The sequence below is a fragment of the Planktothrix serta PCC 8927 genome (genome assembly GCF_900010725.2).
GTDB lineage: Bacteria > Cyanobacteriota > Cyanobacteriia > Cyanobacteriales > Microcoleaceae > Planktothrix > Planktothrix serta.
The window spans coordinates 48,956-72,814 of the sequence record NZ_LR734882.1 but is presented as its reverse complement, the minus strand read 5'-3'; the positions used below and the strand labels follow the sequence as shown (position 1 = coordinate 72,814).

General features: G+C 41.0%; 16 protein-coding genes and 1 pseudogene. 12 read left to right on the top strand and 5 right to left on the bottom strand.

Annotation, left to right across the window (positions count from 1 at the left end; translation table 11 throughout):
- Positions 1-124: 124 nt before the first annotated feature.
- The 5 genes and pseudogenes from PL8927_RS23685 to PL8927_RS23665 form a co-directional block, all read left to right on the top strand.
- Positions 125-862, top strand: a complete 738-nt coding sequence (locus PL8927_RS23685; RefSeq protein ID WP_083625919.1) for an HAD family hydrolase — start codon at positions 125-127, stop codon at positions 860-862.
- A 274-nt stretch (positions 863-1,136) separates the two neighbouring features.
- Complete coding sequence (locus tag PL8927_RS29255) at positions 1,137-1,811, top strand: zinc ribbon domain-containing protein (RefSeq protein ID WP_456319748.1); 675 nt, start codon at positions 1,137-1,139, stop codon at positions 1,809-1,811.
- A gap of 124 nt (positions 1,812-1,935) precedes the next feature.
- The gene (gene metK, locus PL8927_RS23670) at positions 1,936-3,195 is read left to right on the top strand and encodes a methionine adenosyltransferase (RefSeq protein WP_083625918.1); all 1,260 of its coding nucleotides are present in this window, start codon (positions 1,936-1,938) and stop codon (positions 3,193-3,195) included.
- A gap of 308 nt (positions 3,196-3,503) precedes the next feature.
- Complete coding sequence (locus tag PL8927_RS29040; RefSeq protein ID WP_331281859.1) at positions 3,504-3,704, top strand: helix-turn-helix domain-containing protein; 201 nt, start codon at positions 3,504-3,506, stop codon at positions 3,702-3,704.
- A pseudogene (locus PL8927_RS23665) lies at positions 3,682-4,434 on the top strand (RNA-guided endonuclease TnpB family protein); the annotation flags it as partial. The gene PL8927_RS29040 and the pseudogene PL8927_RS23665, both read left to right, overlap by 23 nt.
- 190 nt (positions 4,435-4,624) lie before the next feature.
- Here PL8927_RS23665 and PL8927_RS23660 read toward each other — a convergent pair.
- Together PL8927_RS23660 and cax are read right to left on the bottom strand one after the other, a co-directional pair.
- Positions 4,625-6,679 (bottom strand): serine/threonine-protein kinase, encoded by a 2,055-nt coding sequence (locus PL8927_RS23660; RefSeq protein ID WP_083625916.1) that lies wholly within the window; start codon positions 6,677-6,679, stop codon positions 4,625-4,627.
- Positions 6,680-7,265: 586 nt separating this feature from the next.
- Positions 7,266-8,381 (bottom strand): calcium/proton exchanger, encoded by a 1,116-nt coding sequence (gene cax / locus PL8927_RS23655; RefSeq protein ID WP_083625915.1) that lies wholly within the window; start codon positions 8,379-8,381, stop codon positions 7,266-7,268.
- Positions 8,382-8,940: 559 nt separating this feature from the next.
- Here cax and PL8927_RS23650 point away from each other — a divergent pair.
- From PL8927_RS23650 to PL8927_RS23635, 4 genes are all read left to right on the top strand, one after another.
- Positions 8,941-11,667, top strand: a complete 2,727-nt coding sequence (locus PL8927_RS23650; RefSeq protein ID WP_083625914.1) for a DUF3536 domain-containing protein — start codon at positions 8,941-8,943, stop codon at positions 11,665-11,667.
- Between the two features lie 313 nt (positions 11,668-11,980).
- A complete protein-coding gene (locus tag PL8927_RS23645; RefSeq protein ID WP_083625913.1) occupies positions 11,981-12,226 on the top strand; it encodes a hypothetical protein in 246 nt (81 codons plus the stop codon).
- A gap of 109 nt (positions 12,227-12,335) precedes the next feature.
- The gene (locus PL8927_RS29200) at positions 12,336-12,476 is read left to right on the top strand and encodes a type II toxin-antitoxin system RelE family toxin (RefSeq protein WP_231506126.1); all 141 of its coding nucleotides are present in this window, start codon (positions 12,336-12,338) and stop codon (positions 12,474-12,476) included.
- 720 nt (positions 12,477-13,196) lie between these two features.
- Complete coding sequence (locus tag PL8927_RS23635) at positions 13,197-14,660, top strand: bifunctional orotidine-5'-phosphate decarboxylase/orotate phosphoribosyltransferase (RefSeq protein ID WP_083625985.1); 1,464 nt, start codon at positions 13,197-13,199, stop codon at positions 14,658-14,660.
- Positions 14,661-14,721: 61 nt separating this feature from the next.
- Here the strand turns inward: PL8927_RS23635 and PL8927_RS23630 are convergent, their stop codons facing one another.
- Positions 14,722-15,108, bottom strand: coding sequence for a response regulator transcription factor (locus PL8927_RS23630; RefSeq protein ID WP_083625912.1), 387 nt, complete (start codon positions 15,106-15,108; stop codon positions 14,722-14,724).
- A gap of 470 nt (positions 15,109-15,578) precedes the next feature.
- Here PL8927_RS23630 and PL8927_RS28905 point away from each other — a divergent pair, with 470 nt between their 5' ends.
- Positions 15,579-19,295 carry a PAS domain S-box protein gene (locus PL8927_RS28905; protein WP_083625984.1) on the top strand — a complete coding sequence of 1,239 codons (3,717 nt, stop codon included), beginning with the start codon at positions 15,579-15,581 and terminating at the stop codon, positions 19,293-19,295.
- A gap of 153 nt (positions 19,296-19,448) precedes the next feature.
- On the opposite strand, the gene PL8927_RS23620 is transcribed toward PL8927_RS28905, so the two are convergent.
- Complete coding sequence (locus PL8927_RS23620; RefSeq protein WP_083625911.1) at positions 19,449-20,804, bottom strand: NCS2 family permease; 1,356 nt, start codon at positions 20,802-20,804, stop codon at positions 19,449-19,451.
- 121 nt (positions 20,805-20,925) lie between these two features.
- Between PL8927_RS23620 and PL8927_RS23615 the strand changes: the two genes are divergently transcribed.
- Positions 20,926-22,035: an S-(hydroxymethyl)glutathione dehydrogenase/class III alcohol dehydrogenase gene (locus tag PL8927_RS23615; protein WP_083625910.1), complete on the top strand. Its 1,110-nt coding sequence runs from the start codon at positions 20,926-20,928 to the stop codon at positions 22,033-22,035.
- A 41-nt stretch (positions 22,036-22,076) separates the two neighbouring features.
- On the opposite strand, the gene PL8927_RS23610 is transcribed toward PL8927_RS23615, so the two are convergent.
- Positions 22,077-22,700, bottom strand: coding sequence for a ribonuclease III domain-containing protein (locus tag PL8927_RS23610; protein WP_083625909.1), 624 nt, complete (start codon positions 22,698-22,700; stop codon positions 22,077-22,079).
- 232 nt (positions 22,701-22,932) lie between these two features.
- Here PL8927_RS23610 and fghA point away from each other — a divergent pair, with 232 nt between their 5' ends.
- Positions 22,933-23,778, top strand: a complete 846-nt coding sequence (gene fghA / locus PL8927_RS23605; RefSeq protein ID WP_083625908.1) for an S-formylglutathione hydrolase — start codon at positions 22,933-22,935, stop codon at positions 23,776-23,778.
- The last annotated feature ends 81 nt before the right edge of the window (positions 23,779-23,859 follow it).

Below are 23,859 nucleotides of genomic sequence, written 5' to 3'. Positions count from 1 at the left end.
ATTTTTTTAAGAAGAGAAGAGGGAATAAATTTTTTTCGGGTTCCCTGTTCCCTGTTCTTTGTTCCCTGTTCCCTGTTCTTTGTTCCCTGTTCCCTGTTCCCTGTTCTTTGTGGAGTGTTTGAGGTTGGTCACCCTTCAAGTTCAAAATGTTAGCTTTGTTGATATTGAAGCCGTTATCTTCGATAAGGATGGAACCTTAGAGGATTCTGCCGATTTCTTGAGGAATTTAGCTCAAAAGCGATCGCGTTTAATTGATGCTCAAATTCCCGGTGTGAGCGAACCTCTGTTGATGGCTTTTGGCGTTCAGGGAAATACCCTTGATCCCACAGGATTAATGGCAGTCGGAAGCCGACGAGAAAATGAAATTGCGGCAGCCGCCTATATTGCTGAAACCGGACGAGGATGGTTAGAATCTTTAAATATTGCCCGTCGTGCCTTTGGGGATGCGGATCAATATCTTAAGTCTCGACCGCCTTCGCCTTTGTTTGTTGGGTGTTTAGAAACCTTAAAATACCTATCCGAGGCGGGGATAAAGGTGGGAATTCTGTCGGCGGCTCCGACCTCACAAGTTCAGCGTTTTGTCATACACCATGAACTTGAACCCTATATTGACTTACAAATGGGGGTCGATGAAGGCCCAACTAAACCCGATCCAATTTTATTTCTGAATGCTTGTCAATTGCTTGGGGTTCATCCCTCCGTCACTTTAATGGTGGGAGATGCTCAGGGGGATATTGACATGGCGTTGGCAGCCGGAGCCGGGGGTTGTGTGGGTATTTGCTGGAACAGATCAAATCCTCAACACATCAAAGGTGCGGATGTGGTGATTTCCCAATTAGATGAGATTAAAATTTTAGTCTAAATTTGATTTACACCCTTACACGGTTGAGATTGTCGCAACTTTCTGTACCGTGATCCGTCCCATCCTAGAAGATAGCTTGCAGATAGGATTGCAATCATGGTGTAAATTCTCTAAATCCTTAACTTACACCGCCGGGAAGTCCCCCGCTCTACAATAACCCAGGTGAGCGGTGGTATGAAAGACGGGTCAACGTAGGTACGGAGTTGACCCCATCTGTCCGATTGTTTTCTGAGTATGTAGTAATATATTTAGATCAGGAGGTGATCGGTCNGGGATGAAATCCCACCCACTAACTCAGATGCGAAGTAACGATTTAATTCTACAAATCTTGGGTAAAGTGTGTTATAATAGTGGTAAACCCCAGGTCGAGGGAATTATGTTAGTTGTAGAAACCAAGTTAAAGAACGGCACTTCAGAGCAATATCAAAAGCTTGATGAATCTATTAGGACAGCGCAATTTGTCAGAAACAAATGCGTTAAATATTGGATGGAGAACAAAGGGACTACAAGAAATGACTTGCAGAAACTTTGCGCTGTTTTAGCGAAAGACTCTACAACTCCTTGGGCAAGCAAATTAAATTCTCAGGCAAGACAGTCAAGTGCAGATAGAGCATGGCAAGCCATTTCTCGGTTCTCNAAGTTAGTCGAGATTGATAGATGGTTTCCCAGTTCCAAACTCTGTTCTAATTGTTTCTATCAAGTCAGTGAGATGCCATTAGATATGAGGGAATGGACTTGTCCCGATTGTGGTACTGATCATGACCGTGATGGAAACGCAGCGATCAATATTAGAGCCGAAGGCATTAGAATGCTAAAGACGGATGGTGCAGCCGTTTCTGCTGTAGGAGGGGATGTAAGACCCTATCTTGGGCAAAAGCCTAAGTTGTGGCATTCGCCTGTGAGTACAGAAGCCGACACTGTACTTGGTACTCCAAGTCAGTGTGGGTAGTTCACATCTTAGCTCCTATCTGGGCCTAGCTGTAGTAGTGTAATTTCAATGCCATGCAGTTACAGATGTGACCTGGCGCGTCTGCACTGGATGAATCCCATTCAAATCCAAGGAGGAATGATTATTGTCTCGCCGTTACCTATTTACGTCCGAATCCGTTACTGAAGGTCATCCCGATAAAATCTGTGATCAAATTTCAGATACAATTTTAGATGCCCTGTTAACTCAAGATCCCAAAAGTCGGGTTGCCGCCGAAGTGGTTGTTAATACTGGCTTAGTGCTGATCACGGGTGAAATTACGACCAACGCGCAAATTAACTATATCGATTTAGCCCGAAAAAAAATTGCGGAGATTGGTTATGTGGATGCAGACAATGGCTTTTCTGCCGATAGCTGCTCCGTTTTAATTGCCTTAGATAAACAGTCTCCTGATATTGCTCAAGGGGTTAATCAAGCTCAAGAAGCCAGAGAACTGTTAAGTGAGGAACAACTCGATGCCATCGGAGCCGGAGATCAAGGGATCATGTTTGGTTTCGCCTGTAATGAAACCCCCGAACTGATGCCATTGCCCATTAGTTTAGCCCATCGGATTTCTCGGCAATTAGCAACGGTACGAAAAAATGGGAAACTGCCCTATTTACGTCCCGATGGCAAAACCCAAGTCACCGTTATCTATGAAGATGATCGTCCCGTTGGCATTGATACGATTTTAATCTCGACTCAACATACCGCGAGCATTGGAGATATTAGCGATGAGGCGGTAGTACAAGCAAAAATTAAAGCAGATTTGTGGTTAACCGTTGTCGAACCCGTATTTGCGGATATTGCCATTAAACCCGATGACCAAACTCGCTTTTTAGTTAACCCAACGGGTAAATTTGTGATTGGTGGCCCTCAAGGGGACTCCGGCTTAACAGGTCGCAAAATTATTGTCGATACTTATGGGGGATATTCCCGTCATGGTGGGGGTGCATTTTCCGGTAAAGATCCCACGAAAGTAGACCGCAGTGCGGCCTATGCTTGCCGTTATGTAGCGAAAAATATTGTTGCTGCGGGGTTAGCGGATAAGTGTGAAGTGCAATTAAGCTATGCGATTGGGGTGGCCCGACCCGTCAGCGTTTTGATTGAAACCTTTGGAACTGCGAAGGTGGATGAAAATAAACTGTTGGAAGTTGTCCAAGCCAACTTTGAATTGCGTCCGGCGGGAATGATTCAATCGTTTAATTTACAAAAATTACCCGGTCTGCGGGGAGGGCGTTTCTTCCAAGAGGTAGCCGCTTATGGTCATTTAGGTCGGACAGACTTAGATTTACCTTGGGAAAAGACAGATAAAGCTGAATTACTCAAAGAAGCCTTACTGCAACCCGTTGCTGTAGTTGGATAGGAGTCACTGCGTTTTTTTCGGTTGCGGGTTAATTGTTGAGACAGCCCTGACTTAGTTGGCTAGAAAACTCTTGACCTTCACTGATTTTTAAGAACCTTAAAATTCTCGATTCTATTGTCTTCTAACCCTTCAGTTTAGCCTGGAGGGTTTTTTACATCTTTATTTAATGATTTTGGGACTGAGATCAGTAGTAACACTAACACAGCCATGTCACAATTGTAATTGGGGGGTCATACCCTGGAATAAGAATGGGTTATGCCAAACTCATGCTCTGTTCTAAGACTTGATCATTTAAGAATTGAGGCTTAATAANTGTACAAGTCCGTCTATATCCAACTGCATGGCAAAAAGCACGACTAGCCCAAACATTTGGATGTTCGCGCTGGTGGTGGAATTACGCCTTAAATAAATCTATTCAGGTTTATCAAGATACGGGGTTATGGCTAGGACAGGTAGCACTCAACGCCCTATTACCTAAGCTCAAAAAAGCCGAANACAGTAACAGTTAAGTTAGACCCTAGTGGTCGATGGTTTGTCTCTTTAAGAATTGATGATTTAACTAATAACAAATTAGAACCCACCGATAAAAATGTAGGAATAGATTTAGGAATTTCTAGTTTATTTACAACATCTGACGGGGTTAAGGTTGCTAATCCTAAACACTTTAATCAGTTATACAAAAAACTTCGACTTGCTCAAAAATCTTTGAGTCGGAAAATCAAAGACTCAAGAAATCGAGAGAAAGCTCGAAAAAAAGTAGCTCGAATTCATGCCCAAATTGCCGATGGCAGAAGGGATTATACTCATAAGCTAACCACTCAACTGATTCGGGAAAACCAAACGATAGTAGTTGAGGATTTAGCGGTGAGAAATCTGATTAAGAATCCTAAATTAGCGAGAGCAATTAGTGATGCGAATTGGGCAGAATTTGTCCGTCAATTAACATATAAAGCTGAGTGGTACGGACGAAAGTTAATTAAGATAGACCGATGGTTTCCCAGTTCCAAACGTTGTGGAAACTGCGGACACATTTTAGATAAATTGCCATTAAATATCAGGGAATGGGATTGTCCCAATTGCGGGACACATCATGACCGTGACATTAATGCAGCAAATAATATTTTGGCGGCCGGGCTGGCCGTGTCAGTCTGTGGAGCGACTGTAAGACCTGAGCAGAGTAAATCTGTTCAGGCGGGTGCGAAAACCCGTAAGGGACGGAAGCAGAAACCCAAGTCGTGAGCCTTGGGAATCCCGCACCATTAGCTTGATCGTTGGTGTCGGGAGGATGTCAATCGGTTCAATTGTTCTTTCTTTAGTTTCTAGTTTCTTTAATCAATTTTTTGGACAATCCAACAATCAATTAGATTAAATTGCAGGAGACTTTTTAAAACTGATGACTGATAACTGATGACTGATAACTGATAACTGATTAAGGCATTTGCCAAATTTTAATAGTTTTATCTTCGCTCCCACTAACAACAATTTGACCATTTGAACTCACGGCTAAAGCATTAATCGGTTTAGAATGACCCCATAAGGTTGCCAGTTTTTTCCCCGTTTTCAGATCCCAAACAATTACACTATCGCCCCCACTAAGAAGGGTTTTACCATCCTTGGTGATCGCTAAGGATTTCACCGGATTATTATGGGCTTTCCAGACGGCTTTTTGTTCACCTGTATTGGGATTCCACAACCGAATCGTGCCATCATCACTGGCACTAATTAATGTTTGGCTATTGGGATGATAAACAAGAGCATTAATTGCCCCTTCATGGCCTGATATGCTGCGCTTGCGAGATCCTGTTTGCAGATTCCAAAACCGAATGATTCGGTCTGTTCCCCCACTGACTAAAGTTTGACCATCAGGACTAAAAGCCAGAGCATGAATTGCCCCTTCGTGACCCGCAATGGTTAATTGCCGAGATCCCGTTTCTGAACCCCAGAGACGAATGGTTTGATCATCGCTACCACTCGCCAAGGTCTGGCCATCGGGACTAAAGGCGATCGCATTCACCCCTTCGGTATGGCCTTCAATCGTTCGCATTCGATTTCCCTCCTTCAAATCCCAAAGACGAATGGTTTTATCATTACTCCCACTCGCTAAAATTTTACCGTCGGGACTAATGGCTAAGGCTTTCACCCAACTGGAATGGGCTGCAATGGTACGAGGTTCGGCATCTGTTTTCAAATCCCAAATTCTAATCGCCCCAAAACTTCCTACAGCAAGAGTTTGATTATTGGGACTAATGACAACAGCATACACCTGGCCAACGGCTCGTTTATAGTCCTGTAAAAAAATACTACTGGGTAAACTTTTTAAAATTAGAAGGGGATTAGCCGGAATAAATCCATAGCGCGCATAGCCATCAATTTGAGTGTAAATCCCTCCTAATACCAATAAAGATGTTCCTAAAACCCCTAAATATTTAAGCGGAATTTTAGGGAATGTAATTTTAGAAGCGGAAAGATTTAACCCCGTACCCTTGATCAGATTATTGTCTTCTCGTTCTCGTTTAGGACGTTGGCGTTTAGAAGAAGAGGCATCTTTAGTTTCACTGCTATTATTCTTACTATTAGTCGCTTTATTCAGATCAATTTCTGCCAAACATTGCAACACCGCCTGTGGACTCTGGGGGCGATTACCCGGAAAAGGTGCCATTAAATAATCAATAACTGCTGCCAACTCATCAGAAATATTGGGGGCCCCTTTTCTCCATAACAACTTCCCAGTTCGAGGATTTTCAGGGTAAGCAGTGGGGGGTTTTCCAGTTAATAAATAAATAAAAGTTCGTCCGAGAGCAAAAAAATCGGATTGCGGAACCGCTTTCCCATTGGTTTGTTCTGGGGGTGTATATCCAGGGGAGACAATACCTGTGACGTTTTGCCCCTGTTCAACTTTAACTATATAGGTTTTTGAAACTTCCCGTGCGGTGCCAAAATCAATTAATACTAACTGTCCATTGGGTTTTCGCATGATATTTTGAGGCTTAATATCCCGATGGAAGTATTGCAAACGATGAACTTGATCTAAAATCTCAGCCAGTTGTTTTAACCATTCTAAAGCTTGTTCTTGACTGATGGGTTCTTTTTTTCGTTCCTTCATCCAGTCTTGTAAATTTAACCCCTCAATTTTTTCCATGACCAAACAGTGAAGGGGTTCTTCACTGCCCTTGGAAAGATAGGTAAAGTATCCATCAGGATCAACTTTAGGAATTCCAGGGTGGTTAAGCTGACTCAAAACTTTCGCTTCTTGTTTGAACAAAGCGACTGCTTTCGGATGGTTTTTTAATAAAACCTTGAGAACCTTACATTTCCCCTGATCATCAATTTCAAATGTTTTGCCAAAACCTCCTCCTCCGAGTTGTTTAATAACACGATATCGTCTTTCCAGCAAAAGATCAGAGCCACATTGACAACAAATGCGCCGATTCTCGTTTGCTGAATCAGTTGGATTTGGGCACTTAGGATTAAGGCAATAACTCACAGAAGCGAGAACCCAGATCTAGGTTGCAAATTTAGAGGAAAGGAAGAAAAAAGTTATGCGATCAAGTTAGTGTGGGGTAAAAGTAAAGATGTACAGTTTAAGGGAAGCCGTAAAAGTTATAAATTTGGCATTAAAATTAAAAACTTTACGCCTGTTCTAACCTATCTGGTGTACCTCTATATTCCAGACCCCAGACCCCAGACCCCAGATCCTGTTGTCTTCTCTCCTGGTGACTAATTCCACTTTGACACTTTCCGCGTCTTTAGACACTTCCATTCTTCTTTCGACGAATCAACTTGCTTTAACAGGATTGCTCCTCCAAAAGTAGAGGTCAACTCTCCAGAAGCGTTACCCCCATTTTCATGAAGGCAGGCTTTGGGACTGTCTATCCCTAGCTTTTCCAAGATTTAAAACATTGGTTAGGTTTTTTTTAAATTTGGCTTTCCTAGACTTCCATACCGTTAGGGATGAAATGCACCCAACAAATTTAGCCAGGTTTTTACTTTGTCTAGTTACACCGAATTCAAAACCTGTATCAATGTTACCTTAACTTTTAAGATATTGACTTCTTGAATAAATTCCCCGCTCATCCAATTCCGTCAATAATCGGATGGAAGTAAAACGCAATACCGAGTACGGTATAAGCCGCCAAGAGTAAAATCCCCTCCAACCAATCAGAACGACCATCAGAACTGACGGAGTTGGCAATTAACACAGAAACAGCAACAGCGATTAATTCAAAGGGGTTAAAATTCAAATCCATCGGCTGACCTAATATCCATCCGGCCAACACTAACACTGGGGCGACAAATAAAGCAATTTGTAAGCTCGAACCCAACGCCACCGATACGGATAAATCCATTTTATCCTTCATGGCAACGGTAACGGCCGTCGCGTGTTCGGCTGCGTTTCCAATAATCGGAACTAAAATTACCCCAGTAAACAGTGCGGTGAGTCCCAGACTAGAAGTAGCTTCCTCTAACGTATCGACTAATAATTCCGATTCAAAGGCTACAGTCAGCGTAGCCAACAACAGAACACCAATCCACAGCTTTAAATTAACCTTTTCCGCCTCATGTCCGACTTCTTCTGGGCTGATTTGTCCATCAGCATCATTTTCAGCAACTCCCACATCATATAAATAGGAATGGGTTTTCATCGAAAACAGCAGGGTGAGGATATAAACCGTAATCAAAACCACCGCCACCGCAGCCGAGAGGGTTTGCATGGTCGATTCCTCAATGCCAATGGAGGTAATATCTACTGCGGTTGGCACTAACATAGCAATTACGGCTAAATTCATCGCCGAGGCATTCAAACGGGCAATCACGGGCTGGAATTGTTGCTCTTTGAAGCGCAAACCCCCTAAAAACATGGATAACCCCATGACTAAAAGCAGGTTTCCCATAATTGATCCGACCAAACTGGATTTGACCACATCAATTAATCCAGCTTTGAGGGCAACAACCCCAATAATCAATTCAGTCGCATTACCAAAGGTGGCATTTAATAACCCGCCCAAATTGGGGCCAAGCACAACAGCAATTTCTTCTGTGGCCGTTCCCATCCAACCCGCTAGAGGAATAATCGCTAACGCTGAGGTGACAAATACAACGGTTGATCCCCACTCTAAAAAGTGAGCCGCAATCGAAATCGGGATAAAAATTAACAGTGCTGACAGCAGAGTTTTGGTATTTAACATGGAATTCACAACAAATATGGGAACTTGACATCCTCCCTGCCGTGAACGGGCGGGGATTTCATCTACTTCAACAATTCAAAAATGGATAAAAGTCAGGATTTGCACATAATCACTATTCCTTTTGATCCTACTATTGATTTCTACGATTAAGAACGATTTCCTAAGATCCGTTTAAAATGCGAGCAATGAGCATTAGAAATGATTACAGAATTTATCACTTCTGCAAAGCAATATAAACAAATATTAAATTTTTTAACTTAACTTGCCAGACCTTGCGATTTTAATTATCATACAATCACATCCGGCAAAATTTTATCCTAAAGTTTCACAACTGTCTCTTCAAATTGTATATCATCAGAACCCATGAACAGACTTTATTTACTCCCGAAATAATGCTTAAAAAGCTCTATTTTTGGTTCCCTGTGTCCTAATAGCATTGCTATGTTTATACTAGAATCTTGAGCCAAGTCGTCTTTGCTAATTGTTCTTGAATCAGACCAAAATTAAGGCTTTTATTCGCATTTTTTTTGTTGTTTTCACCTTATAGGATAACAGTTTCATGGTTTTTACTTCTCAGTCTCAGGCTTTAGAAATTGCTGACGCCAACCTGAATATTGTTTTGTCAGCATCTACTCAAACCCCGACTAAAACTGTTCATTCTCCTGAATTTGATCCGCTACAAACCGCCACCGGAGTTTATGTCACCATTCATGGACATTTTTATCAGCCTCCGCGTGAAAATCCCTATCTGAACGTGATTGAACGTCAATCCAGTGCAGCGCCTTTCCATAACTGGAATGAACGTATTCATCATGAATGTTATCGTCCAAATGCCTTTGCCCGCATCCTCAATGATCGCGGAGAAGTGGTAGGAATCATTAATAATTATGAATATTTAAGCTTTAATATTGGCCCTACCTTGATGAATTGGTTAGAACGGTGTGACCAATCTGTCTATCAAAAAATTCTGGAAGCCGATCGCAACAGTAGTCAACGCTTAAATGGACATGGAAATGCGATCGCCCAGGTCTATAACCATATTATTATGCCCTTAGCGAATGAACGGGATAAATATACCCAAATTCGTTGGGCAAAAGCCGATTTTCGTTCTCGTATGTCCCGTGATCCTGAAGGGCTCTGGTTAGCAGAAACGGCCGTAGACTATGCCACTCTAGAAGTATTAATCAATGAAGGAATTAAATTTACCATTTTAGCCCCCTCCCAAGCCCAACGCTGTCGGCCATTCCCCACTGGGGATTGTCCCGAACCCGAATGGCAGGAAGTGGGGGAGGGTCAAATTGATGCCACCCGTCCCTATCGTTTTTATCTCCAAGATCAGACGGGTGCAAAAGACGACTCTCGTTATATTGATATTTTCTTTTATGATGGCCCCATCTCCCGTGATATGGGGTTTAATGATGTTTTGAATAGTTCTGGGCACCTATCAGGACGCATTAGTCAAGCGGTGCGGGGAGATGATCGTCCAACACAATTAATTTCTGTGGCCACCGATGGCGAAACCTTTGGCCACCATAAGCGGGGAACCGAAAAATGTCTGGCCTATGCTTTTGTGGAAGAATTTCCCCAACAGGGATGGACAGTAACGAATTTTGGCCATTATTTAAGTTTGCATTCTCCAACTTGGGAAGTGGAACTTAAACCCCTGACCGCTTGGAGTTGTAGTCATGGGGTGGCCCGATGGCAAGACGACTGCGGTTGTGCAAGCGGAGGAGGATGGCATCAACAATGGCGTCGTCCCCTACGCAATACGTTAAATGGGTTACGCGATCGCTTAATTGAAATATATGACAAATATGGTCGTCAATTCTTTAATGATCCTTGGGTTGCCAGAGATAATTATATTCAGGTGATCCGAGATCGTTCCGATGCCAATGTGAATGATTTTTTTGCCCAACATCAAACCCATAATTTAACTTATTCCGAGCAAGTAGACGCTTTACGACTGTTAGAAATGCAGCGTCATAGTCTATTAATGTTTACCAGTTGTGGCTGGTTTTTTGAAGAATTATCTCGACCCGAAGGTACCCAAATTTTACGCTATGCTAGTCACGCCATTGAATTAGCCGAAGAAGTTGCTGGGGTGGAATTAGAAGCGGAATTTATCTTTAATTTAGCCTTAGCACCGAGTAACGTTGAATTATTTAAAACTGGGGATGAAGTTTATCGGCAATTAGTTGCAACGGCGCGAGTCAGTTTAAAACAAGTGGCGGCTCATTATGCGATTACATCCTTGTTTACAACGTACCAAAAAGAGCAACAACTGTATTGTTATAATGCCCAACAATTAGACTATCAAATCCAGCGCATGGGTTCTTTAAGCCTAGCCGTGGGTGAAGTTCTATTGATCTCTGAAATTACACGCGAACAAACTCATTTTGTATTTGCGGTTTTACATTTAGGAGGTTGGGATTTCCATTGCTGTCTTCAACCGTTTAGCGGACGACAAGCTTATTTTGACTTAAAACATCGATTATTTGAAGCCTTACAAGAAGCCAGTGCGGCTCATTTGATTTTACGGTTAGTGCAGAATTTTGGGGATAATGCCTTTAGTTTACGCGATTTATTTCCCGAAGAACGACAGCGAATTATGGGATTATTGTGCCAGGAAACCTTAACTCGTTTAGATCAATTATATACTCAGGTTTATCGGGATAATTATGGAATTATGATGGCATTTCATCGAGATCAATTAGCCGTTCCTCCTGAGTTACAAGTGGCGACAGAAGTGACGTTAGGAAATCGTTTTTTAAGCAGTGTTCGAGCCTTAGAATCTGAAAGTAGTGAAGGACGATTAAGTTTTAATCATTTAGGAGAATTAGAAGCGATCGCTAAAGAAGCACAATTATTACGATGTCGGCTACACCATTCCGAGGTAAAAGAGGTTTTTGAACGGTTAATTGTGCAATCGCTGTGGCGACGGTTAGAGGATAGTGATCTAACTACCATTGAAGAAGATTTAGAGAATTTACAACGGTTAATTCAACTCAGTTATGAATTGAATTTAGGCATTTCTCTCAATCAAGCTCAGGAATTTTATTTCCAATATTTGAAGACCCATATTATCCCGTTATGTTGGGGATATTTACAACGAAATCATCATAAAACTCAGATAGAATTGCCCAAAAATAGTCATTCAGATACTATTTTTGCTGTTGAAATTGCATCGGAAAACACGACTTGGCAACTACCCCAAATCCGTCAACTTTTACAATTAGGCAAAACCCTTGGTATTAATGTTCAAGAATGGTTAAACCTTTTAGGTTGACCGTTGACCGTTGACAGTTAACCTTTAATGGTTTATATAGGAGCGATTGTTTCTAAGATGAGCGGGTTCTATAATTAATATTGCTGAAAGTTGAATATAATTACAGAACCCATCCCTACAATTTGTTGTTGAAAAAACCGTGATCGCATTGGCTAAATAATTAACAATTCCACCGTAGGGGCGAGTTCTGAGACCCTCTTTAATTATTAGTAATTATCTCCCTAAACCCGCTTCCTATTCTGAGATTATCTTGACAAAAATTGTTGATTACTATATACTATAGTATAGTAACCTTTATGTAGGCAAAAAAGCTATGCCAACTTATAACGAGGTACTTAAGCAAGCACAAAGTTTAAGCATAATTGACCAATTTCAGTTACTCAAAGACTTACAAAAAATAGTTAGTCAAGGGGTAGAAGTTGAGGAGACTGATGAAGTCATCCCGGCTAACGAAATAGCTGAAAGTGAAGCGGCTTTAGCTGATTATTTGGCTGGGCGGGATCTAGGTAAGTCATTAAAACAAGTAGAGCTAGAATTATTTGGGAGGGAACTTGATTGATTGGGATTTAACAATTTCTAATCCAGCAGAAAGATATTTAAAGCGTCTTTCTGTTGAGAATTAAGAACGGATTATCCGGGCTTTAAAGTTACTATTAGCTGATCGAACCTTGGTTGATATTAAACCCCTAAAAGGTCGAAATGACTGGTGCTTGAGAGTGGGAGATTATCGGGTGATTTTTATAATTGATAATGAGAATAAAGTTTATTTTGTTACTAAGATTGGGTCGCGTGGAGATGTTTATAAATAAGAAGGTAAGGGCGATCGCTATTAAGAAGAAGAAGGGCGGGTTTAGCAAGGTTATTGATCAGAATTGAATATTATTACAGAACCCGCCCCTACATTTTATTGTTGGAAGAATGCGATCGCATTGGCTAAATAATTAACAATTCCACCGTAGGGGCGGGTTCCGATACCATCTTTAATGATCAGTAATTATCTCCCTAAACCCGCCCTCTATTCTCAGGCGATCGCATTTTTTAACCTCTCATCAATTTTATGGTTTGAATACAGGTTAATAGTAAAAATGCGATATTATTCTCCTCAGATTAATCGTTAAGTTTGATTGCGTAGAAATCCATGAAAATTAGGGAATGTTTTCTCTGGTTAAGGGTTGGATTTCCCTTAGTGATCTTTGGGAAAAACCCGGCTTCTTACCTAGTTGCAAATTGTAAACCTCGCCCCTGTCTCAAAAAAACTCCACAGCATGGGTATATTTTGGTGAAAGACTCGGTGCGATGTCCAAAAGTCAACTGTTGTCGAACAAATTTGATCATGGCAATAGACTACCACCCTATCAGGTGAATAAAAGTTGCCAAAAAGTGACGATTCAGGCAGAATAAAGTGACAAAAAGTGAAAAAAGTGAATAAAACAGGTCTAAATCCCGATACCCAGGGAACTAGACTCTGTTTAAACAACTATTCATTAATCCCCTATCGACCGTCAACCGTCAACATACAACAGTTAACAATGAACTTTTTTGATAAATTATTAGCAGCAATTGAGCATCAAAATAGCTTACTTTATGTGGCTTTAGAACCCGATCCCGATAGCCATATTTTTGATACTGAAAACTGTGGAGGAATTGAGAGTAATTGCACTGATAGTATTGAGCAATGGCAAGAATGGCTCCATTTTGTTATCCGTGAAACCTCAGAACTTGTCTGTGCTTATAAACTCTCGCTTGGGTTTTATTTAACTTTAGGAATTCCGGGTTTAAAATTATTAGAAAAAACCTTACAATTCATTCCTCCTAATATTCCGACGATTTTAGATGCAAAACACAGTGATTTGAATTCAAGTACCGTCTTTGCTCGTTTTGTATTTGAAGACTTAAAATTTGATGCTTGTACCCTAACTCCTTATGCGGGATTAGATCAAGTTGCGCCGTTTTTAGTCTATCCTGATAAAGCTGTATTTATTTTATGTGCAACCGCAAATCCTTCGGCTTCAATTATCCAAGAATATCCCCAACCGGATAAACCTTTATATTTAGAATTAGTCAATACTTCTCAAACCTGGGGAACTTCTGAACAATTAGGTTTAGAAGTGGGAATGGTGCCGGATATGTTAGCAAAAATTCGTCAAGCTGCACCGGAGCGATTAATTTTATTACAAGGGGATGTAGCTGAAGAAAATGATTTAACAGATTTAGATGATTTAACCCAAATTTTATCCGCCGGATTAAGTTTAAATGGAGAGGGATTATTATTACCTGTCCCTCCTCAATTGTTAGAACAAGATAACCTTAAAGAGGGTATAAAAGAATTACAAGAGCAAATTAATCAAGAACGACAACGAGTAATTCAAGGAAATCCAACTTGCGATTTATGGTTGCCAGATGTTTGTTTTTTAAGACATCAACCCCATCGAGATTTAATTTTACAACTCTATGATATTGGTTGTATTATTTTTGGTGATCATGTTCAAGCATCGGGAGAAACTTTTCCCTATTATATTGACTTGAGACGAATTATTTCAACTCCGCAAATTTTCCATCAAATTGTAGGAGCCTATGGAGAAATATTAGAAACCTTAACCTTTGATCGAATTGCGGGTATCCCTTACGGCTCTTTACCGACTGCGACGGGGTTATCCTTACGGTTACAACGTCCGATGATCTTTCCTCGCAAAGAAGTTAAAGCTTATGGTGCTGGACGATTAATTGAAGGGCATTTTCAACCGGGAGAAACCATTGTTGTTGTCGATGATATTTTAATTACGGGAAATAGTGTAATTAAAGGGGCTGAAAAACTAAAATCTGCGGGCTTAAAAGTTGAGGATATTGTGGTTTTAATTGATCATGAACGAGGTGTTAAAGAACGATTAAAAGAGAATCATTATCATGCTCATGCTGTTTTAACCCTTTCAGAAATAGCAGAAACTCTGTATGAAGCCAATCGAATTACAGAAGAACAATTTAACTTTTTTTAAAGCCAATAGGGAATAACTATTACTGTTCCCTGTTCCCTGTTCCCTGTTCCCTGTTCCCTTTCTACTGTAATTGTAGAACTTGACCCACAACTTCAGATAACTTGTGAGCATCAAAGGGCTTGGTAAGATATTCAGTAGCACCTGCCAGACGGCCTTGAACCTTGTCAAAAGCGCCATCGCGTGCTGTTAACATAATAATAGGTAAATTCTGGAACTGAGGAATACTGCGAACCGTGCGACAGAGTTCTAAGCCATCAATTCCCGGCATGGCCACATCCAGAAGTAAGACCGAAACCTGTTCATGGTAAATCAAGGATAAAGCATCAACTGCATTATCTGCGACCAGGACACGGTATTCTTTCCCTAAAGCTTGTTGCACCAGTCCTTGCATGACTGTACTATCGTCAACAGCTAAAATAGTGGGTATAGAATCTAGGGGTACAGACATAGCGATTGATATTCCTTAGTCGAGATGCCCTGCTCATTTACAATCAGGCCTATTTAAAATAGGCTTTGTAGCTGGATCTGAGTACGACTATCCATTAGTTTTATTATAGAGGAAAAACATTCCCTAGTTTTGGACAAAATTGACATCAAGTTAAACCGGGAAAATGGCAAGTTAGCAAGGATTTTTCTAGGAAATTCCCTTAAACTTGAACAATAGGGAGAGGATATCGAGTTAAGCGAAGGGCTGAAACCTTTGTTAAGATTAAGGTAAATCAATAAAGTTGTGTGAGATCAGGACGTTTGGACAAACAATGTCATACAGCTAAGGCGAGTCAAGCAAATGTTAGGGAATTGTTGACGGTTGACGGTTAACTGTAACGTCTCACCAGAGTGTTGAATACCCGCTTTTTGAGGGGTGGCCACTTCTCTGTATGGTAATTATCAATGAACGCAAGATTTTTAGGTCAAACCATGTTTAGCTCAGAGGGTAATACTTTTTCTCAGGTCATCCACACGGTTTCAGAAATTCCCTTTGATGATTTGACTCACTTAGCGTCTCATCTCGCTCAGACGCCCATTGCTTTGATTACTTTCATGGATACCACTCATCAGTGGTTAAAATCTCAGGTGGGTATAACGGGAAAAATCCACCCGTATTTGAATTTCTGTGAGTCTATTATTGAATTGCACAGCCGACCCAAATCTTCCCCGGAAGATAGGGGAGTGATTGATAATTCATCGCCGCACAAATTGTCTGATTCGACCTTAACCTTGCCACCCGAACCGATTATTATTTCTGATACCTGGAACGATAAACGGTTTGCTTCACAACCCTTAATCCGAGGAGATAAACCGATTCGATTTTATCTCGGTATTCCCTTAATGACGGCCGATCATTTAATCATGGGAATGCTCTCGGTGATGGATTATTGCCCGCGTGAGTTATCGTCTGATACGATCAAGGCGTTGCAATCTCTCAATAATCAAATTGTTAGCCAAATCAATTTACATCGCCAACTAATTCACTCGAAAACAAAATTTAGCCAACTCGAACAAATTATTAATGAACGCAAACAAGTTTGGGAAGTCGTTCGTCAAGAACGAGACTTTGTTTGCGCTGTTCTGGACACCGTAAGTGCCTTGGTAATTGTTCTCGATCCTGAAGGGAGAATTATTCGGTTTAATCGAAGTTGTGAAGAACTGACCGGATATTTAGCTCAGGAAGTCGAAGGAAAAACCCTGGCTGAATTAGGATTAAACCTATTTTCCTCGGAAACGGTTAGCCATCTCTGTGCCGAGCCGATTATGATTGAGTTTGACGAACTTCCTAAACCGATCAAAAGCCAACAGTCTTTACCTCAAACCCACTCCTATTCCTATTTAAACTCTTGGGAAACCGAATTGATCAAGCCCGATGGCGAGCGTCATTGGGTGGCTTGGTCAAATACAGCTTTGTTTCAACCCAATGGCCTGATCAAATATGTGATTGCAACGGGGATTGACATTACAAAACGCAGACAGTCTGAGGAACGTCTAGGACTCTTGGAGCGGGCAATTACGGCGAGTCCGAGTGGGATTGTGATTAGCGATTTTACTCAAGCCGATTGTCCAATTATCTACTGTAACCCGGCCTTTGAACGATTAACAGGCTATTCTCAGAAGGAAGTTTTAGGACGCAATTGTCGGTTTCTTCAAGGTGAAGATACGGACAAAGCAGAACTGGTTCGCATTCGTCATGCTATTATCAACCGACAAGATTGTATTGTCACCCTCAAAAATTACCGCAAAGATGGCAGTTACTTCTGGAATGAACTGTCGATTTCTCCGGTGCGTGACCGAGAAGGACGTTTAACTCATTTTATTGGGATTCAAACCGATATTACCCAACGCAAACAGTCAGAAGATGCTTTACGCGAAAGTGAAGCTCGTTATCGACTTCTAGCCGATAATGCCACAGATTTGATTTCCCGACATAGCCTTGATGGCACTTATTTATACGCTTCTCCAGCCAGTCGGCAATTATTAGGATATGAACCGGAAGCATTGATCGGACAATCGCTGTATGAATTGATTCACCCCGATGATTTAGAATCGGCTAAACAACAATATCTGCTATTACCAAATCACCCGGAGATTTATACCATCAGTTACCGGATTCGATGTCGCAATGGGAACTATATTTGGTTTGAAAGTAGCTGGGTCATGTTGCGAAATCAAGATTCAGAAACCCTTGATGAAATTATTGCGGTTTCGCGTAATATTACCGAACGCAAACAAGCGGAAACCTTACTTTTAGAACGTTCACGCCTATCTCAGTTAGAAGCGGAAGTCGGAACAGCCCTCGGACATGGCGGGTCAATTGCGACGATTCTCAGCCGTTGTACAGCAGCAATTTCCCAATATCCCGATGTGGCGGGGGTGGGAATTTGGACGTTGAATCTGCAAAACAATCGGTTAGATCTGCAAGCGAGCGCCGGGTTAACAGTTCATGAAGGTAATATTACAGAAACGGATGTCTTAAATCGTTCCATTCCCTACCCTTTCCCGGCTCTAAAAAATCGTACCTTTGATTTTCCGTTGGTAGTCGAAGGCCGTTTAGTGGGATTAATGGCCATTTGTAGCCAAGAAAGCCTCAATGATGAAGTGCGAGGGGTGTTGGGATGGGTGGCGAATGCTTTAGCAGTGGGAATTGATCGGGTGAAGGCGCGGGAAGAGTTGCAAAGTCGGCGGGAAGGGTTACTGTTTCGGTTAGCGAGTCAAATTCGGGATTCTTTGGATATTGATACGATTTTAGGGACGGCGGTGCATGAAATTCGAGCTTTGTTACAAGTCGATCAATGTCATTTTCTCTGGTATTTGCTTATGCAGCCGAATCAACAACCGAGTTTTACTGTTACTCACGAAGCTTTAAATCCTCATTTATCTAATGGTTTGCAGGATTATCCCCCGGAACAAATTCCTCTGTTAGCTGAAAAAATTCGGATGTCAGCGACGATTCAGGTTGATAATATGCAAACAACGACTATTTTAGATGAGTCTACCCGTCGGTTTTTCCAAGATGCGGGGATTTTTTCGTTGTTGCTGTTACCTTTAGAAACTCGCTCTGGTCAACGGGGGGCGGTGGTTTGTAATCATTATCAGGTGTTTCGACCTTGGCGGGAGAGTGAGATGGAGCTTTTACGCGCGGTGGTGGATCAGTTAGCGATCGCCATTGACCAAGCTGAATTATACGCCCAAACCCGGGCGGCGGCGTTAGCGGCTCAAACCCAAGCGTTTCATCTGAGTGAAGCGTTACAGGATTTAAAGCAAAAGGAATCACAGTTAATTCAAAGCGAAAAAATGTCCAGTTTAGGTCAAATGGTGGCGGGAGTTGCCCATGAAATTAATAATCCAGTTAATTTTATTTATGGTAACTTAACTTATGCCAAAGAATATACTCAAGATATTTTAGAATTATTGGAATTGTATCGAGAAGTTTATCCAAATCCGAATCCAGAAATTCAAGCAAAATCCCAAGAAATTGAATTAGAGTTTTTAGTTGAAGATTTACCTAAAATTCTATCGTCGATGGAAATGGGAGCCGATCGCATTCGTCAAATTGTGGTGTCTTTGCGGAATTTCTCTCGATTAGATGAAGCAGAAATGAAGCCTGTTAATATTCATGATGGCATTGATAGCACCTTATTAATTTTACAAAATCGCTTAAAACCCAAAGGCGCATTTGAGGGAATTGAGTTAATTAAGGAATATGGTCAATTACCGAGGGTGGAGTGTTATGCAGGACAGTTAAATCAGGTTTTTATGAATATTCTTAGTAATGCAATTGATGCTTTAGACAATCAACCTGAGCCCCGTTTGATTAAAATTAGTACGGATGTGATTCATCCTAATTTAATGGAAAATCAGGGGAAATTTCCGCCTTTAGATCAAGTCAGAATTATTATTCGAGATAATGGCCCTGGGATTGAAGATAAAGTTAAAACTCGACTCTTTGATCCATTTTTTACCACAAAACCCGTCGGAAAAGGAACGGGGTTAGGGTTATCGATTAGTTATAAAATAATTGTAGAACAACATCGAGGAACTATTCTCTGTTATCGAGATCAAGACAATTTTACCGTGTTTGAAATTTGTATTCCCATTTCTCAAAAAGAACATACAGCAGAATCAGTAATTAGTAATTACTAATTATAGCAGGGAACAGGGAACAGGGAACAGGGAACAGGGAACAGGGAACAGGGAACAGGGAACAGGGAACAGGAGGGAAAAGAAAATAGGGAATAGGGAATAGGGAATAGTCACCCCATTAAGTATTTGTAGCAAACATTAAAGGATGGAATATTATTTCCCAACAAAAACAAACTTCAAAATAAAAATAACAGCTAAAGCCCACATTGCTATATTAGTTTCATGGAACTTTCCTTGAAAGGATTTAATCAGAGGATAAGTAATTAAACCAACGGCTAAACCGTCGGCGATGGAATAAGTTAATGGCATCATAAAAATTGTTAAAAAGGCAGGAATAGACTCTGCGGGGTCATCCCAATGAATATATTGCACACTTCCCATCATTAACACTCCTACAATGATTAAAGTCGGAGCCGTTGCAAAACTAGGAATAGCGGATAATAGAGGAATAAAGAATATTGAAATCGTGAATAATATTGCCACAATTACCGCCGTAAACCCACTTCTTCCCCCTTCAGAAATTCCTGATGCAGATTCAATATAAGTTGTTACCGTTGAAGTGCCCAAAATTGCCCCCGTTGTGGTTCCCACTGCATCGGCCATAAACGCTTCTGTAACACGAGGAAATTCCCCCTGTTTATTAATATAACCTGCTTTCATTCCTAATCCCGTTAGAGTTCCCACCGTATCGAATAAATCCACAAAGAAAAACACAAAGATAATCGTAAATATCTGGAAAAAATTCACTTCTAAGACTTGTTTTAACCCAATAATTCCTTGACCGAATAAATCAACGGGTAATTGAGGTAAACCAATAATTCCTTTTGGCCAGGGGGCAATTCCTAAAATCCATCCTAAGCCGGCTGTTGCTAAAATTCCTAATAATAAGGCTCCAGTAATTCGACGAGCAATTAAAGCCGAAGTAATTAAAATTCCAGCAATAGTAATTAATACAGTCGGGTCGTTTAAGTTTCCTAATGTTGTGGTAGTGGCTGCATCCGTGACAATAATTTTTGTACCCGTTAAAGCAATATAAGCAATAAATAAACCAATTCCGGCGGCGACGGCGTGTTTAATTCCTTCAGGAATTGCTTTAACAATTTGAGTCCTAAATTGACTTAGGGTTAAGGCGATAAAAATTAAACCTTCAATTAAAATAGCTGCTAACGCAACCCGCCAAGGAATACCTAATCCTAACACTACGGAAAAGGCAAAATAGGCGTTTAATCCCATTCCGGGTGCTAATGCAAAGGGATATTTAGCATATAATCCCATAACTAAGGTTGCTAAGGCGGAAGCGAGAGCAGTGGCGATGACTAATTCTCCAAATAAATCCCCGGAGGTTTGGAGAAAAATAGCCTGGGATAAAATAGCTGGATTAACCACTAAAATATAAGCCATAGTCACAAAGGTTGTGACTCCGGCTAGAATTTCAATCCTAAAATTAGTCTGAAGTTCTTGAAAGTTAAAAAAACGAGCGATCGCTGCTAAAGTAGAATTAGAATTCATAATATCTCCCCGTTATCAATTGAACCGAAATCCGTTATCATCGTTTTAGTTCTTTCCCCGAATTCGTAATTCGTAATTCGTAATTCGTAATTCATACTACTAACTGTATCAAAGGTCAACTATGGATGTTAAAGCCGCCGTTGCGTGGGAAGCCGGAAAACCGTTAACCTTAGAAACCGTTCAACTTGAAGGGCCAAAAGAGGGAGAAGTCTTAGTTGAAATTAAGGCGACAGGAATTTGTCATACCGATGCTTATACCCTTTCTGGGGATGATCCTGAAGGGTTATTTCCTGCTATTTTAGGTCATGAAGGCGCCGGAATTGTCGTTGAAGTAGGTTCTGGGGTAAAAAGTCTTAAACCCGGAGATCATGTGATTCCTTTGTATATTCCCGAATGTCGTCAATGTGAATATTGTTTAAGTTTTAAGACGAATTTGTGTCAAGCTATTCGGGGAACTCAAGGACGAGGTTTAATGCCCGATGGTAGTAGTCGTTTTTCTAAAAATGGTGAGATGATTCATCATTATATGGGAACATCTACCTTTTCTAATTATACCGTTTTACCGGAAATTTCCCTAGCCAAAATTCGAGAAGATGCTCCTTTTGATAAAGTTTGTTATATTGGTTGTGGGGTAACAACGGGTCTTGGTGCTGTGATTAATACCGCTAAAGTTGAACCCGGATCAAATGTTGTGGTTTTTGGCTTAGGAGGGATAGGATTAAATGTAATTCAAGGGGCAAAAATGGTGGGGGCGAATAAAATTATTGGGGTTGATCTTAACCCCGCAAAAAAAGCCATTGCTGAAAAATTTGGTATGACCCATTTTGTTAACCCGAAGGAAATTGAAGGAGATTTAGTATCCTATTTAGTTGAATTAACTCAAGGCGGTGCGGATTATAGTTTTGAATGTATTGGTAACGTTAAGGTGATGCGTCAAGCCTTAGAATGTTGTCATAAAGGTTGGGGGGTGAGCGTAATTATTGGGGTCGCAGGTGCGGGTCAAGAAATTAGTACCCGTCCCTTTCAATTAGTCACCGGAAGGGTTTGGAAAGGAACAGCTTTTGGCGGAGCAAAAGGTCGGACGGATGTGCCTAAAATTGTTGATTGGTATATGGAAGGTAAAATTAATATTGATGATTTAATTACCCATGTTATGCCCATTGACCGAATTAATCAAGCCTTTGATTTGATGCACCAAGGAGAATCAATTCGGACTGTGGTAACATTTTAAAAAGCATTCCGAATATAGGTTTATTTTAAGGGTTTGATAGTTTAGGAGCAGAAAAGAGAGGTTGATTTTGATGCCGATTTTTTAGAAGGACAGGTTAAATGATTAGAACCAAACCAAGGATAAAAATTAGCATCCCAGTCCGCAGCCGGAACAAATTCGATAAATAAATCCATCAGAATTTGATTCACAACCCCTGCTAAAAATTGATTCGCTAACCAATTATAGGTTTTCTCAAAATCTCGCTCCCACTCTAAATATACAGCACCGACCACCGCTTCAAACAGTTCCGATAATACTTTTTCTTGTTCAAAGTCGGGTTTTAACGGATAATTTTTCCCTAAATCACTTCCTTGATCCAGATTGATTTTTATCGTTAATTGTGCTAAAATAGCGGGACTGACTAAATCACTTTTTAACAAAGTACAGGTTGCTGATCCTAAATGGGAACAGTGCAGATAGAGATAATCACTCACCATCTGGCTAAACAGGTTAGAACCTAAACGACTAATTCCCAAATATTCTAAGGTTCTTAACTTCTGTTCTTCGGGAGTTAAATCTAAGTTTTCGCTAATCGCATCAGGATGAGTTAAGGCAATTTCTAACAATTCTTGATGGTGAAAAGCCTTAATTTTAAGTTGGTGTTTGACAAAATTTGGATTAATCATGATGAAGAAAGAATTTAAAGGTTAATTAAAAGTTAGCTACAGGATATTAAAGGGAAATTACGGAAAACCAGAGATTGCTTTTGGGATGGATAAAATAAGTTTGAAATGGTGTAGTCACAACCGTAGGGGCGGGTTCATCAAAATTTTCGTTAATTAAGCAAAGATCTCAAAAAACCCGCCCGTAGCCGTCAACAGCCCACACCTCAACAGCCAACACCTCAACAGTCAACAAATGATCTCTACCCTGAACAAAATCAGTGAAAGTTTATGCTTTGGCGGTAAAGTCGGCTTCTATCGTCATTTTTCCGCCCTCTGTAATAGCGAGATGGGATTTTCCGTCTACCAACCGCCCCAAGCTCAATCTCACCCTGTTCCCGTACTCTACTACCTTTCGGGGTTAACCTGTACGGAAGAAAACTTTACGATTAAAGCAGGCGTCCAACGGTTAGCTGCAAAATACGGCTTAATGGTCGTTGTACCCGATACCAGCCCCCGCAATACCGGAATACCAGGGGAAAATGACACCTGGGACTTAGGAACTGGGGCGGGATTTTATCTCGATGCGACGGTAGAACCCTGGAGTCGTCATTATCGGATGTACAGTTATATCGTCGAGGAGTTACCCCAACTCATCACCGAACAGTTTCCCGTCATTCCGAATCAACAGGGGATTTTCGGTCATTCTATGGGGGGACATGGGGCGTTAGTCTGTGCGTTACGCAACCCTGAACAATATTTATCCGTTTCTGCTTTTGCTCCGATTATGGCCCCGATGCGTTGTCCTTGGGGTCAAAAAGCCTTTAATGCTTATTTAGGAGCAAATCAAGACGAGTGGCGCAATTATGACGCCAGTGAATTAGTCCAGCGAGGACAATTTAATCGTCCGATTTTAATTGATATTGGCACGGCTGATCCGTTTTTACAAGAACAATTATTACCCGAAGTTTTTCAAAAAGCTTGTGCTGCGGTCGGACAGGTTTTAACCTTACGAATGCAGCCCGGATATGATCATAGTTATTATTTTATTGCCACATTTATCGAGGATCATATTCGTCATCATGCGATCGCATTAACTTAAATATAGTGCTACGCATTACAGTTAGGACATTTCTAAATCTTGAAACCCTTTCACTTCTTACTGTTCCCTGTTCCCTGTTCC

What these genes read in the sequence shown, in the direction of transcription:
- PL8927_RS23620 (WP_083625911.1), bottom strand. Translation starts at nt 20,804, where the DNA reads ATGAATTCTAATTCTACTTTAGCAGCGATCGCTCGTTTTTTTAACTTT.
- PL8927_RS23645 (WP_083625913.1), top strand. Translation starts at nt 11,981, where the DNA reads ATGCCAACTTATAACGAGGTACTTAAGCAAGCACAAAGTTTAAGCATA.
- fghA (WP_083625908.1), top strand. Translation starts at nt 22,933, where the DNA reads ATGATCTCTACCCTGAACAAAATCAGTGAAAGTTTATGCTTTGGCGGT.
- PL8927_RS28905 (WP_083625984.1), top strand. Translation starts at nt 15,579, where the DNA reads ATGTTTAGCTCAGAGGGTAATACTTTTTCTCAGGTCATCCACACGGTT.
- PL8927_RS23635 (WP_083625985.1), top strand. Translation starts at nt 13,197, where the DNA reads ATGAACTTTTTTGATAAATTATTAGCAGCAATTGAGCATCAAAATAGC.
- PL8927_RS23610 (WP_083625909.1), bottom strand. Translation starts at nt 22,700, where the DNA reads ATGATTAATCCAAATTTTGTCAAACACCAACTTAAAATTAAGGCTTTT.
- PL8927_RS23615 (WP_083625910.1), top strand. Translation starts at nt 20,926, where the DNA reads ATGGATGTTAAAGCCGCCGTTGCGTGGGAAGCCGGAAAACCGTTAACC.
- PL8927_RS23650 (WP_083625914.1), top strand. Translation starts at nt 8,941, where the DNA reads ATGGTTTTTACTTCTCAGTCTCAGGCTTTAGAAATTGCTGACGCCAAC.
- cax (WP_083625915.1), bottom strand. Translation starts at nt 8,381, where the DNA reads ATGTTAAATACCAAAACTCTGCTGTCAGCACTGTTAATTTTTATCCCG.
- PL8927_RS23630 (WP_083625912.1), bottom strand. Translation starts at nt 15,108, where the DNA reads ATGTCTGTACCCCTAGATTCTATACCCACTATTTTAGCTGTTGACGAT.